This window comes from Microbulbifer pacificus, assembly GCF_002959965.1.
Classification (GTDB): Bacteria; Pseudomonadota; Gammaproteobacteria; order Pseudomonadales; family Cellvibrionaceae; genus Microbulbifer; species Microbulbifer pacificus_A.
In genome coordinates this window covers 673,516-687,534 of record NZ_PREV01000026.1, presented here as the reverse complement: position 1 = coordinate 687,534, position 14,019 = coordinate 673,516, and the positions used below count along the sequence as shown (strand labels likewise).

Here is a 14,019-nt window from a genome sequence, read left to right as displayed (position 1 = left end):
TCAGATTGGCCGCCACTTTTCATTTCTCCCGATACAATCGAGCAATTCCGGCGAGCTATACCAGCGAGGTGTTTCCCATGGTCGACGACTTCACTCCCCAGGACTCTCCCCTCTGCCGCGCCTACAGTGACGGCAACCACACCGTCAATATCGACATCTATGAGGATGGCGAGGGCGGCTGGCTGCTGGAAATTGTGGATGAGCACAATAACAGTACCGTGTGGGAAGACGCGTTTGATACCGATGAAGAGGCGCTGCGGGAGGCGCTGGATGCGCTGAAGGAGGAGGGGGTAGGCGCCTTTATCGGCCCCGCGGAGTCCAGCGGCAGCTGGGAGGCGCCCTGATTTCGCCGCCGAAACTTTTGCTCCATATCAACAGTCTGTCAGTCGGCCTTAATGTGCGTGACTGGCGGCGGCAAGTTTGTTTGTAAATAATTCGCGCCACAAAAAGCAGTTTTTTTCTGGGCTGCTAAGGTTATACATAGAAGGGAATCGCGACAGTGTAACAGCACTACCCAATCGCGGTGCCACCAAGGGCAGCAAGGAAAGTTGCCCTGGTGGCGCCAACTGATCGCGGTCTGCAGATGTATGAAGTGTGGTTGCTCTGCATGAAAAAATTCCTTCTTCCTTTCGCTCTCCCCCTGTTCTGTTTCGCCAGTGCATCACCCGCGTTGTCCGACGTTGCGCTCAAGCTCTCAGACGACCGGGTGATCCATGTGGACCTGGCGGAGGCACGCCTCATCTCCGAGTTGAAGGGTTACGCCGTCATCGCCGGGCGCACCTGCATCGAATGCGACGAAAATACCGCTATCTTCCTGGAAAAAATTGATGGCGAAGCCCCCCCCGCGCATGAATCAGAGGAGCCGCCGGAGCCGCAGCGATTCTCTACTGCGGATGAGAACCGAGCGGATGAGACGGCTGCCATGCGGCAGGATCGTTCCCAGGCCGCGGAGGAAGGAGATGAAGATGGCGTCACCCAGATGGGGCTGTCCGGCGAGCGCTTTACCTATCCGGGGCAGTACCGTGATTACCTCTCCAGGAAACTGGTGGAAAAAACCCGGATGTTTTACGGCAACTGTCACGAAAGCTCGCCTGCCCTGTTGTGGCTGACGGAATACCGTACGGATAAGGGGTGGGTGAAGGAGGAGTATTTACTGGTATTTCGCGACGAAGGGGTGGAACACCGTTACAACGAATCCACTCAACCGAGTGTGTATTACATTGCCAACGAGGGCTGTCGTGAATTGCCCGGGATCGAAACAACCACTGAGCCGTGAAGAAGGGTTGAGCCGAAACAAACAAAACCCCGCGGATTGCGGGGTTTTGTTTGTGAAAGCAGTGCTTGGCAAAGCCCTGTGTACTTTCGTCAGCCCGGTGGTGCGCCGGAGTCTGAGTTCGGCAAGGTTCTGGCAGGCAACGTTTTCTTAGCGACGTTTTCCTATCAACTTCCTGTCAATCGCTGCCTTACTTCTTTTTCGGGTGCCAGACGATTTTCAGTTTCTTCTTGCCCCAGGCGCGGGCCTTTTTCAGGTCCTTTTCCATCCACACATCGATGCGGTTGGTGTAACGCTTGTTCATACGGTCGCGCACGGTATAGGTCCCGGGCAGGCCTTCAATTTTGACCTTGGCGCCATTGGTCAGGCCGTGTTTCTCCAGGTCGCGGGATACCGCGATGATCTTGTCGCCCGGGCGCAGACGGTTGTTCCAGGCCGCGGTCCAGGGGTCGTCATCGGTCTGGCCTTCAATGGAGTTGTAGGCCGTTGCGGTGACGGTCATGGATTTCTTCTTTCCTTCCGGCTCTTTCTTGATCGCGGCGAAGGCGTCGCCACCGGCCAGGGCCACAAGGGAAGCTGCAATTACGATGATGTACTTTTTAAGGTTCTGTCGCATAAGTCTCATTACCTCTGGAAGCTCTCTTGGCACAACCGGTTCCTGTCGCGCAGGCTCCAAGTTGATTTCGTAATAAGTGATCAATCTTTGATCAGGGATGGCCATATTAAACGTCCGGGGATGCGAATCAATCTTTTGCACAACCAGCGGGATTTCCCCCACAGGGTGATCGGTTATTTTTTGTTCTGAGTATGCTTTGCTTATTTTTTCATCAATCGTGGAAGAATATATCTGGTTGTGACGGTTTGATGACAGAACTGACAGCCTGGAGATGTTATCGGTAGGTCTCAGGTTTCCATGGGCAGCATGGAGCTGACAGCGATGTCATCTCGAATTGTTGGATTTTTGTGCGATCTGGGTGATGAGTCCGGTTGGTTCGTAGAACAAAATTTTTTTACGTTTTTTTGCGACCAGCGGTTCAATACCGCGAAATTTTGTCGATGACAGCGTTGTAGGGGGGATGCAGAGCCGGGATTTCCGCTGTTTCACGCAAGTCTCAGACTATCAGCCTCATAGAAAGCCGCACTTATCCGGCGAGACATCCTAGTTATAGGCGCGAGCGGAAGAGTACAGATTTCCTCGGGAACCACGGGAGGGTCCCGGAATTTTTGGCTAACAGCGCCGGAAAAGTGGGAGGGCGTAAGACTCAAATAGCGGTGTCGCTCACCGGTTGGCGGGGATTTGCCAGTTCACGCAAAGCGGTCAGATAGGCCAGATCTTCTTCCAGGTCCTCCAGATCGTGGCGACGGTCGAGATCAACGGCCTGTTCCAGCCAATGGATGGCCTCTTCCACATTGCCCTGCCATTCACACACCTGGCCGATATTGAATGCGGTGATGGCGAGATTCTGCCAGTCGCGCTCCTGACGCAGGTCGCCGATAGCACTGGTGTATAGCTGGTAGGCATTGCGCAGCATGGCAGCGCGTTTGTTGGGGTTTTCCTGTAGCGCGGAGTGCTGGTGGTAGGTGTGGGCGATGGCGGAGCGCACCCGCCCGGCGGAGTGCTCAAACGGCAGCCCCGGTGACGACTCGATATAGGTGAGTACGGCTTCGAATTGGCTGCGGGCCAGCGGGTAGAGGTCCGGGCGCTCGCCGCCGAGGGCATTCAACACGATACCGTAGCGGTAGCGCAGCAGATTCTGGCTGTGGGGATCACCGCGGAGCCCGGATATGGCCCGCTCGTAAAGGGGCAGGGCCGCGTCGTAGTCGCCCGCCAGTGCGTTTTCCTCGGCCTCTGCAATCAGTGGCGCCATGCCCTCAGACTCATTCGGCTCCGCGTTGGCCGGAGCGACTGCGCCCAGGTGCAGCGCCAACAGCGCTGCGCCGAGAGACTTGAACAGGCACGGGGCCGGATTTTTCCGCGGAATCAGCATGGCCAGACATCTCCGGGGCGAGCCGCTGGTGGCAGCGACAGGTTAGTGAGTACTGACAGTAAACCCTGAATCCTCGATTTGCGCCAGTAGTGCCTGCAATGGATGGCGTAAATTTGTGTTGGCAAAGCGCTTGCTCTGACAGCGGCAGGAATAGCCGGTGGCGAGAATTGCGCTGGTGTCACCATTCAGTTTGGGGGCCCACGACTGCTGGAAGATCACCCGCGATGTCTCCTTGTTCGCCACTTCGTGGCCGTAGGTGCCTGCCATGCCACAGCAGCCCGCAGCCTGGGTACTGAGTTCCATGCCGAGTGCACTGAACACCTGTTGCCACTGCTTGCCGGCACCGGCGGCGTTGGACTGCTCGGTGCAGTGGGGCAGCAGGGTAAAACTGCCGGGCTGCAGGCGGTTGCGGTTGGTCGCCAGGTGCTCGGTGTGCCCGGCGAGCCACTCCTGCAGCAGTAGTACCCTGGGCGCCTTGTCCCCCAGCAGCTTCTGGTATTCACCGCGGTAGGTGAGGGTCATGGACGGGTCTATGCCCACCAGCGGCACGCCGCTCTCGGCCAGGCTGTTGAGCATGGCGCTGTTGCCGGCGGCGGTCTGCGCGAACTGGCGCAGGAAACCGTGTACATGCAGGGGTTTGCCGTTGGCGCGAAACGGCGCCACCAGCGGGTTGAAGTCCAGCAGTTTGAGCAGGCGCAGGGTGTCTGCGACCACCTCGGCGTCGAAATAACTGGTGAAGGCGTCCTGCACGATCACCACCGCCTTGGCGCGCTGGGTCGGGCCCATGGCGCGCAGGCTCTCGCGGCTGGCGTAGGGTACGCCCAGCTCGCGCATCGCCTTGTCGAGGCTGGTGGCGGAGAGGCTGGGGGAGTCCGCGAGGCCGAGGCCGCGCTCCAGAACCCAGCGCACCGGCTTCAGTTTCAGCGGCCAGTTGTAGATTTGTGGTACCCGCGCCAGATACGGCATCAGGAATTCCAGGCCGCCGACGAAGTAATCCTTCAGCGGGCGCAGGTAGCGGCTGTAGTAGAGCTCGAGGAATTTGGCGCGGAAGGTGGGCACATCCACCTTGATCGGGCACTGGCCGGCGCAGGACTTGCATGCCAGGCACGCCTGCATGGATTCGTTCACCTCGTGGCTGAAGTCGTATTCGCCGCGGGCCTTGGCCAGGCTGTTCTTGATACGCCCGGGCAGGCCGATGATAAAGGACTGCTCGCGGCTCTTGCGCGCGACGGCCTCGGGGTCCACGGAGCGATCTGCCAGCAGGCGCAGCCACTCACGGATCAGCGAGGCGCGGCCTTTCGGCGAGTGGATGCGATTGCGGGTGCCCTTGTAGGAAGGGCACATGGCATCGTCCGGGTTCCAGTTGAAGCAGGCGCCGTTGCCGTTGCAGTAGACGCCTTCGGAATAACCCTCCCAAACCTGTACTGGAATCTGACGGTCGTGCTCGCCACGGGTCGGCACCTGGTCGATCTTGAGCAGGCCGGAGGCGGCGCTGGGAGTGGCGATCTTGCCCGGATTCAGCTGGTTGCGCGGGTCGAACGCGGCCTTGATCTTCTGCAGCTCCGGGTACAGTTCGCCGAAGAACGCCGGTGCGAACTCCGAGCGCACGCCTTTGCCGTGTTCACCCCACAGCAGGCCGTTGTACTTCTGTGCCAGCGCCACCACCTTTTCGGTGATGACCCGTACCTGCTTCGCCTGCTCCGGATCCTTCATGTCGATGGCCGGGCGCACGTGCAGCACGCCCGCGTCCACATGCCCGAACATGCCGTAGGCGAAACCGGCTTCATCCAGTGCCGCGCGGAATTCGGCAATGAAATCGGCCAGATTTTCCGGCGGCACTGCACAGTCTTCCACGAATGGAATCGGACGCTGCTCGCCCTTGGCGTTGCCGAGCAGGCCCACCGCGCGCTTGCGCATGCCCCAGATCTTGTTCACCTGGGTATGGCCGCGGGCGATGGTATAGCCGAAGCTCTTGCCGGGTTCGCCGATCAGGCTGTCGATATGGGCGGTGAATTTCGCCAGCGCCGCGTCCAGTTCTTCCTCGGATTCCGCGGTGTACTCCACCAGATTGATACCGTTAACCGGGCGTTCGTTCTGGGGGAAGTATTCGCTCACGCTGTCCCACACGATGTCGCCCATCGCCAGCTGCAGCACCTTGCTGTCCACGGTCTCGATGGAGGTGGGGCCGGCTTTCATCAAATCGGCCGCATCTTTCAGGGCGTCCTGGAAGTGGTCGTAATTGAGATTTACCAGCGCCGCGCAGGTGGGGATCTTCAGCAGATTGAGCTTGGCTTCGGCGATAAAGCCGAGGGTGCCCTCGGAGCCGCACAGGATATTGTTCAGGTTGAAGCGGCCGTCCCGGCCTTTTTCGCTGTCCCGGATGTGAGCCAGGTCGTAGCCGGTGAGGCAGCGGTTCAGCCTGGGGAACTTGGCCGCGATCAGATCGCGTTTGTCGCGCTCGATATCGTCAACGATACGGTGAATCTTGCCGGCGCGGCTGTCCTGTTCGCGGATTGCCGCGAGTTCGGCATCGTCGATCACCCGGGAGTGCCACAGGGCACCGCCCATCAGCACGCTGCTCAGCTCCAGCACATGGTCGCGGGTTTTGCCGTAAACGCAGGAGCCCTGGCCGGAGGCGTCGGTGTTGATCATACCGCCGATGGTGGCGCGGTTGCTGGTGGAGAGTTCCGGGGCGAAGAACAGCCCGTGGGGCTTCAGTGCCGCGTTCAGCTGGTCCTTCACCACCCCGGTCTGCACCCGTACCCAGCGCTCCTCGGGGTTGATCTCAAGAATGCGGTTCATGTGCCGGGACAGATCCACCACCAGTCCGTCGGTCAGCGACTGGCCGTTGGTGCCGGTGCCGCCGCCGCGGGGTGACAGCACCACCTTGTGGAACTCTTCGCGGTCCGCCAGTTCCATGAGCAGTTGCAGGTCGTGCACGTCCCGCGGGTAGACCACCGCCTGGGGCAGTACCTGATAGATGGAGTTGTCGGTGGCCAGTACCGTGCGGCTGGCGTAGCTGGGGCTCGAATCGCCGCGGAACCCCGCCTGCTTGAGTACTTTGAGGAACTGCAGGTAGAGCGCCTGTACATCGCTGATTTCGCGCAGTGCTGGAATCATTCGGGGCCCCGGGAGCTGATAGGAGTCTTGGTGTATACAGAAGGAAAGGCATTTTAGCGGTGATGGCGGGGCGCGCAACATTTACCGGAATCCGGCCGCCCCATTGCGAGGAAATTGCGTGGATCGCCGCTACATATCCACTGATACCTGATTCGTTCGCGGATGTGTAAACGCGTAGAGACTGTCTGTTCAGAGTACACTTTGAGCAAAGGATACTTCCGGAGTGGTAGATGATGCGGATACAGCCTCGCCAGTCAAAAATCCCGGTTGGCATCAGCCAGTGTGCGATGGGGGACCCCGTGCGCTACAACGGTGGCCACAAGCACAGCAAGGTATGCACCGAGCTTCTCGGGCAGTGCTTCGAGTACGTGCCTCTGTGCCCGGAAGTGGCCATCGGCATGGGGGTGCCGCGCAAACCGATCCATCTGCTGGTGGAGAAGGGCAATGCCCCGGTGGATGCAGTGCGCGTGGTGGGTGTGGATGACCCCGGTGTGGATGTGACCGGGCCACTGCGGCAGTACGCGGATTCAGTGGTGCCGCAGCTGGAACGGGTGCGCGGTTACATCTTCATGCAGAACTCCCCCAGCTGCGGCCTGCATGGCGTGCGGCGCTACCTGGACAACGGTCACGGTATCGACAGTGAGGGAGTTGGGCTGTTTGCCCGGCGCCTGCAGCAGCATTTTCCCCATCTGCCGATGGAGGAGGTGGGGCGGCTCAACAACAGCGAACTTCGGGAGAACTTTCTCACCCGGGTGTTCGCCTACGACGCCTGGTTTCGCTACGTGGAAGGGGAGGATACGACGCTCTGGAAGGAAGGGGAAAAAGTACCGTCGCGCATTGCCCGCCTTATCGATTTCTATACCGCTTACAAGTATCTGTTGCTGGCCCACAATCAGGATGCCACCCGCGACCTGGGGCGGCTGCTGGCGGACAGCAAATCCATGTCGGAAGACGAACTGGCATTTGCGGTGCGCGGCCGCATCATGCAGATATTGTCGCGCCCGGCGAGCCGCAAGGATCGCACCAATGCCCTGATGCACAGCCAGGGGCATCTAAGGGAATTTCTCAACAAGCAGGAAAAGGCCGAACTGCAGCGACTGATTGAAGACTATCGCCAGGGGCGCAAACCACTTTCCGCGGTGCTGACCCTGTTGCGCCACTTTCTCCCTCGCAGCCCCAACAGCTTCATTCACAATCAGGTTCTGCTCGCCGCGGAGCCTGCGGAGTTGGGGTTGTGTGAATTCCGCTGACACAAACAATGCACTGACATAAAGAATGCCCAAGAAACTCTATCCGCGCGGTCTGGTCTGGCTGCGCAACGACCTGCGCATGGATGACAACACGGCGCTCTACCGTGCCGCAACAAACTGCGATGCCCTGGCGGTGGTTTTTATTGCCTGCCCCGAAACCTGGCGCAGCCACGGTGACGGCGACAATGTGGTGGCTATGCGTCTGCGCACGCTGAAAGCACTACAGGCATCTCTGTGGAAAAAGCATATCCCTTTGTATTTCCTGCAACTCGACACGTTTGCGCGGGTGCCGAGAGCTCTCGCACAGATCTGTCGCAAGCTCGATATAGACGCGCTGTTTGCCAATGCGGAGTACCCGCTCAATGAACAGCGCCGGGATGCCGCCGTGCGTGAAACGCTGAAATCAGAGTGTGTGCCGGTGGAATACAGTACCGACCGTACACTGACCTCGCCGGGAAGTCTCACTACCGGGAGCGGAGAAGGGTTCAAGGTGTATACGCCATTCAAGCGTGCGTTCATCGCTCGTTTCGACAATGGTGGTGGTTTCGAGCCGCTGCCGGCACCCCGTTCTCCCGGGGCGGAGCATCGCGCCGTGTGGCCAGAGTGGATCACCCTTGCGGGCGAGCACAACCTGATACGTTCCATTCCCGACAGCGTCGGTGATTACAACGTAGTGCCCGGCGGCGATCGCAAGGTGCTGGGTTGGACCGTGGGCGAGAGTGCGGCGAACAAGCTGCTGAAGGCATTTTCCGGGCGTATTTCCGATTACCACAATCAGCGGGATTATCCCGCGATGGCGGCGACCTCCCGGTTGTCTCCCTACCTCAATTGCGGCGCGCTCTCTGTGCGCCGTTGTGTGCAGATGGCCCTGGGGGAAAATGGCGGTCATTGGGTGGGGCGCAGCGCGGGTGCCGGCAGTTGGCTCTGTGAACTACTGTGGCGGGAGTTCTATCAGCACCTGGTGGTGCATTATCCGCGGGTGTGCCGCAACCTGCCGTTCAAGCCCGAGACTGAACAGGTGCCATGGTCGCGCCGCAGTGCGGATTTCGAGCGCTGGTGCCAGGGACAGACCGGTGTCCCCATTGTCGATGCGGCCATGCGCCAGTTGAACCAGACCGGATGGATGCACAACCGCCTGCGTATGGTGGTGGCGTCTTTCCTTACCAAAAACCTGCTGACGGACTGGCGCAAGGGCGAGCGCTACTTTATGCAGCAGCTGGTAGACGCCGACTTCGCCGCCAACAACGGGGGATGGCAGTGGGCTGCCTCCACGGGCACCGATGCCGCGCCTTACTTTCGTGTATTTAATCCCTACAGCCAGTCGAAAAAATTTGACCCCGAGGGCGAGTTCATCCGCGCGTTCGTTCCTGAATTGGAAGGGTGCTCCGCCAGGGATATCCACTGCCCCCCTGTGGGACTGCTGCGCAGCGAAGATTATCCAGCTCCCATATGCGATGTGACCCAATCGCGCAAACATGCAATTGAGGTATTTGCTAACTTGAAGTCCGGGTAATCCTCTGATTAATTCAGCAGGGCCTGTTGACGGTGGGGTCCTGCCAGTTGTTTCGGGGCAATGCGCTCGCGGTACAGAAGTCGTTCTGATGAATGAGTCGCCAATGAATTATAAAAAGCTGGTCAATTTCACCCTCTTTGTTGCCGGATGGTGGACCGCTGTGCTGTATGGCAACGCGCTGGCCCTGATTGCACTTTTTGTGGTGCTGATGGTGCATTTCATCTTGTGGCGGGACGTGCGGGATATTTTTCTCGTACTGGGTTTTATCTTCTGTGGCTTTGGCGTCGAATGGGCCTTTATGGCCAGCGGCGTCCAGGACTATCATTCCAACCTGCCTCCGGCCTGGTCCATCTGCATCTGGGCGATGCTTGCCACAACCATACGCTACTCCCTGTCATGGCTGGTCAACAAACCGCGCTGGGCGGCGCTGGCCGGGCTGCTGTTCGCGCCCGCTTTTTATTTCAACAGTGTACAGTTCGGCCCCGCCGACTGGGGGCGCCCGGTGTGGGAATGCCTGCTGGCCATTGCTCTGGTGTGGTGTGCACTGGCTGCGCTGGTCAGCGGGGTACTGGTGCCGGCCCTCGAGCAGATGGACGCGGCGGAAAGCCCCAACCGGCTCTAACAAATACCAGCCCCGACTCATCAATTCCGCAAGCGAAGCTGACCTATACTTGCCACGAATTTTCGCCGTGGCAAGGAGGCTGCAGTGTTCCCGAATGGACAACCATCCGCCAGAATTCCATCCCTGTTTTTTCTCTGTCCGCTCGCGATGTCCATTGCGCTGAATAGCATGGTGGTACGGGCGGACGAGCCGATATACCGCTCGTTGATCGTGTTTGGCGACAGCCTTTCCGACAATGGCAATGCTGGCGTGTTTACCTCCAGCGACCCCGAGGGGATCTACCCGCGTCAACCGGCGGTATCGTTTCTCGCTGACATGTTAGGCGTGCCCAAACAGAATTCCTGCTACGGACTGGGTCCGGCCTTCGGCGGCGCCATTCCCTGTGCGCCTGCCGCGGGCGGAGCGGAGCAGCAGTTGCAGCAGATTTCCGGTTCGGTGTTTACCAACGGTCCCAACTGGGCGGTGGGCGGCAATCGCACGGCGGATGTATTGCTCGATCTCGTCGGCCCTCAGCGCTTCCGGCAGTTATTCCCGAATACCACCGTGGCGGATCACAACACGCTTACTACTATCCTGCCGGATTCCAGCCGCTGTGGTGCGGATGGTGTATGTGATCCGGCGGCGGGGGAGAGCCCCTATCTGAGTGCTCCTGAGGTCGCGGCGGCGACGGCTGCATTCAATGATCCGGCCGCGCTGCAGGCTCTGGTGGATGATCCGAACAACAAGATCACGCTTACCGGCGTACCCTTTGCCACCGGGCAGGGATACCTGCAGGCCAACACTCCATCGCGGGATGATCTCTATTTCCTCAACGGCGGCGGCAACAATATTCTCGACGGCGTACGCGGCGGCACACTCTCTCCCGCTACCGTGGGGCGCGCGGCCACCTTTCTCTCTACCGCGGGTCGTGAACTGAAGGCGGCGGGGGCGAAATATGTCGTGATGACCAACGCTCCACGTATCGGCCGCACGCCCGCGGTGTACGCTCAGGGGCAGGCCGCTATCGACTACGCCAATTACGGCACCGATCTGTTTAACAACACCTTGCGTCGGCAGGTGAACAGCATCGGCAATATCCTGCTGCTGGACATGGAGGGCATGCTGGAATTGCTCGCGGACAATCCGGCGGCCTTTGGGCTGGCGGCGATCAACCAGAGTGCCACCTGTTACATCAACTGCGCCAACCCGAATCCCACCTATGGCGCTGCGGGCACCGACCCCAATGCGGACATGCTGGTGTTCTACGACAGTATCCATCCCACCCTGGCCGCGCAGCGGATGCTGGCGGACTACTACTACGAAACACTCACTGCCGCGGTGGAATTCGGTGTGTTGCCAGACCTCGGCTATCAGAACACCCGCCAGCACCAGATCAACATCGACCATCATTTGATCTCCCAGCGCTACCGGGATCCGTACACAACCGTTTTCTTCGGCGCCAGTGTCGGGCATGCGGAGCTGGGCACCGGACCGGCGCTCAACGACGAATTTCCCGCATGGGACGGATTTTTCGGTATGAGCTTCGCAGGCTTTGAGCATCTCGAATGGGGGCTCGGCATGTCCTATGGTGGCAGTGAATACGAACCCGTCGATTTCTTTGCCAAGTCCCGCAACTTCAACCTCAGCGCTTTCGCCCGCTGGAATAATGGTTTCTGGTTTGCCGACGGTGGTATTGGATTCTCCGACATCCAGTACGACAAGATTCGGCGTACCGTTCGCATCGGCGAGACCTTCCGCCACCGTCTCGACGGTGACACCGATGGCGAGGGCTACAATGCGTTTGTCCGTGCGGGCTACAACGCCAGCCGTAACCTCGCCAGCAAGATGGGGCCCTTCGCGTCCATCGACTGGAGCCAAATCGACGTCAACGGTTTCAGCGAAAATACCCGGTCTGCCTATACCTACACTGGTCGATTTGGCGCCGGCCAGGATCCTCTCGGCCTCTGGGTACACGGCCAGGACCGCGAGTACGTTCGCTACCGGGCCGGCTTCTTTTACAACTGCCCGGATACCGCAGAGTACCAGTGGTTTGGTGAAGTCTGGCTGGAGCACAACAGCGGTGACGATTTCGCCGACCTGGGTGTCGGCGTTAAATCCATATTCAACAACTGGGCACGCCTGCCGTCCTACCGCAGCGAAAATGCCGGCTATTTCCAGAACGGTGTGGGCGCCATGGTGGGGGTGAGTGTTACGGAAAAACTGCGCCTCGCGGCGGACCTGCTGGTAAGGCCGGAGGACACCGTGGGCGGGTTGAGTCTGAACTATCGGTTTTAACAGGTGGTTCAGATGCCGCATTTTCTGCGGGAAGCGGCGGGAAAAAACCGGTCTGCTGCGAAAATATCTGTGTCTAAGCGGCATGGATTACCCCGTCGGTTGTTACCTTAGCTTCATTGATAACAACCGAGAACGATGGACTCCGACGATGTACACCCCGCGCTTCAGCAAACAGAGTCAGGCCCTCCACTCCGCAGACGCCGATGTATGGGCCGTCAGCGACCGGGCGCACGCCCTGGCCAACAAAGGCGAAGATGTCATCTTCCTGTGTGTCGGTGATCCCAACTTCGACACCCCCGAACCCATTCTCGATTTTGCCCGCGCCCGTTTAGGGGTGGGCCGCACCCATTACTCACCGGCTGCCGGTGAGCTTATGCTGCGCCGCGCCATTGCCGATATCGAAAGTCGGGTCAGCCCGCACCCCTGTAGCCCCGACGATGTCGTCGTCTTCCCCGGCGGCACCAATGCCATATACGCAGTGCTCTCCTGCCTGCTCAATCCCGGCGAACAGATTGTCATTCCCGAGCCCATGTACATCGGCTACGTGCCCATTACCGACGCGTTGCAGCTGGACGTTAAGAAAGTCGCGTGCCCGGCGGAACAGGGGTTTGCCTTTGATATCGAATCCATCAAGCAGGCGATTACCGACGATACCCGTGCGGTGATGATCAACACCCCGGTCAACCCCACGGGTGCCATGGCTACCCCGGAGCAGCTGCGCGAGCTTGCCGCCTACTGCCGCGCCCGCGATATCTGGCTTATCTCCGACGAAATGTACTCCATGATTACGTTCGCCCGCCGCCACACCTCGCTGCGCACCGCGGCGGAGCATCTGGATAACGTCATCGTGATCGACGGCCTGTCCAAATCCCACGCCATGAGCGGCTGGCGTCTTGGCTGGGCGGTGGCCCAGGGCGAACTGGTGGAGCGTCTCATCGAGTATGCCGGCGCCACCATTTTCGGGGTGCCGCAATTCATTCAGGAAGCGGCGGCCTTTGCGCTGGAGTTTGATACCTACTTCGTCAAACAGATGCGCGATGCTTACGAAAAGCGTCGCGACCTGATTGTCGATCGTATCGGTCGCATTCCGGGGCTTCGCTGTTATTCCCCGGATGCGGGTATGTTTGTGATGGTGGATGTGTCTGCAGTGGCAAAGTGCGGCGAAGCATTTGCGGAAGCGTTGCTGGATGCGGAGCGGGTGTCGGTACTGCCTGGAAAACCCTTCGGCCCCAGCGCCGTCAATCACGTGCGCCTGACCCTGGCGGCGGATGAAGCGGAGCTTTCGCGCGCGCTGGACCGGATTGAACGGTTTGTGACAAGCGGCTGCCGGAAAGCGGTGTGAAGGACTTTGCCCCGGCCGGTTTCCGGCCGGGGCATTTGCCGCTATCCTAAGTTGCAATTGACCGGGCTGCTTCTTGCAGTCGGTAATACCTGTTATCCAGAAGCGTAAAAATAGCGTGAAAATAGACCGCCACAACCTGAAGATTCTCGAAGTTCTACAGACCAATGCCCGTATCAGCAATCTCAATCTCGCCGATGAGATCGGGCTGTCCGAGAGTGCCTGTCTGGCGCGGGTGAAAAAACTCACCAGTGAAAAGTTTATCCGTGAGTTTCAGGCGGAAGTGAACCTCGACAAGGTGCGCCACGCGGAGTTCTATGTGAACGTGGCATTGAAGCGCCAGGACTCCAAAACCAGCGAAAGTTTCCGCCGAGCGATCAGCAAGATCGAACAGATCGTTTCCTGTGTGAAAATGTCCGGCGAGTTCGACTATATGTTGCGCTTTGTATGCCCGGATGCGGGGGATTTCAATCGCGTCTCCGAACAGCTGCTGGCGGACGAAGATGCGGCCATCACGCGCATGACCTCCCACCTGGTCATCGAAAAAACCAAACCGTTTACGGGTTACCCGCTGGAGCTGTTGTTTCAGGATTGATTGACGGTGCGCGCTTACGGAGTCTGGTACTTGAGCGGGCCCTTC

At 59.4% G+C, this 14,019-nt stretch carries 11 protein-coding genes; 8 read left to right on the top strand and 3 right to left on the bottom strand.

Going from position 1 to position 14,019, the window contains the following annotated elements; translation table 11 throughout:
* Positions 1-77: 77 nt before the first annotated feature.
* Positions 78-344 (top strand): hypothetical protein, encoded by a 267-nt coding sequence (locus C3938_RS03400; protein WP_105101835.1) that lies wholly within the window; start codon positions 78-80, stop codon positions 342-344.
* 212 nt (positions 345-556) lie between these two features.
* Positions 557-1,276 (top strand): hypothetical protein, encoded by a 720-nt coding sequence (locus C3938_RS03395; RefSeq protein WP_105101834.1) that lies wholly within the window; start codon positions 557-559, stop codon positions 1,274-1,276.
* Between the two features lie 187 nt (positions 1,277-1,463).
* On the opposite strand, the gene C3938_RS03390 is transcribed toward C3938_RS03395, so the two are convergent.
* The 3 genes from C3938_RS03390 to C3938_RS03380 form a co-directional block, all read right to left on the bottom strand.
* Positions 1,464-1,889 (bottom strand): 3D domain-containing protein, encoded by a 426-nt coding sequence (locus C3938_RS03390; RefSeq protein ID WP_105103203.1) that lies wholly within the window; start codon positions 1,887-1,889, stop codon positions 1,464-1,466.
* 646 nt (positions 1,890-2,535) lie between these two features.
* Positions 2,536-3,261, bottom strand: coding sequence for a tetratricopeptide repeat protein (locus C3938_RS03385; protein ID WP_105101833.1), 726 nt, complete (start codon positions 3,259-3,261; stop codon positions 2,536-2,538).
* A gap of 42 nt (positions 3,262-3,303) precedes the next feature.
* Positions 3,304-6,381 carry an FAD-binding and (Fe-S)-binding domain-containing protein gene (locus C3938_RS03380; protein ID WP_105101832.1) on the bottom strand — a complete coding sequence of 1,026 codons (3,078 nt, stop codon included), beginning with the start codon at positions 6,379-6,381 and terminating at the stop codon, positions 3,304-3,306.
* A 230-nt stretch (positions 6,382-6,611) separates the two neighbouring features.
* On the opposite strand from C3938_RS03380, the gene C3938_RS03375 reads away from it, so the two are divergent.
* From C3938_RS03375 to C3938_RS03350, 6 genes are all read left to right on the top strand, one after another.
* Complete coding sequence (locus C3938_RS03375) at positions 6,612-7,631, top strand: YbgA family protein (protein ID WP_233998627.1); 1,020 nt, start codon at positions 6,612-6,614, stop codon at positions 7,629-7,631.
* 25 nt (positions 7,632-7,656) lie between these two features.
* Complete coding sequence (locus tag C3938_RS03370; protein WP_105101831.1) at positions 7,657-9,144, top strand: cryptochrome/photolyase family protein; 1,488 nt, start codon at positions 7,657-7,659, stop codon at positions 9,142-9,144.
* Between the two features lie 103 nt (positions 9,145-9,247).
* Positions 9,248-9,766 carry a DUF2878 domain-containing protein gene (locus tag C3938_RS03365; RefSeq protein WP_158681548.1) on the top strand — a complete coding sequence of 173 codons (519 nt, stop codon included), beginning with the start codon at positions 9,248-9,250 and terminating at the stop codon, positions 9,764-9,766.
* An 84-nt stretch (positions 9,767-9,850) separates the two neighbouring features.
* Positions 9,851-12,040, top strand: coding sequence for an autotransporter outer membrane beta-barrel domain-containing protein (locus tag C3938_RS03360; protein WP_158681547.1), 2,190 nt, complete (start codon positions 9,851-9,853; stop codon positions 12,038-12,040).
* 148 nt (positions 12,041-12,188) lie between these two features.
* Positions 12,189-13,382, top strand: a complete 1,194-nt coding sequence (locus tag C3938_RS03355; protein ID WP_105101828.1) for a pyridoxal phosphate-dependent aminotransferase — start codon at positions 12,189-12,191, stop codon at positions 13,380-13,382.
* Positions 13,383-13,497: 115 nt separating this feature from the next.
* Complete coding sequence (locus C3938_RS03350) at positions 13,498-13,974, top strand: Lrp/AsnC family transcriptional regulator (RefSeq protein ID WP_105101827.1); 477 nt, start codon at positions 13,498-13,500, stop codon at positions 13,972-13,974.
* The last annotated feature ends 45 nt before the right edge of the window (positions 13,975-14,019 follow it).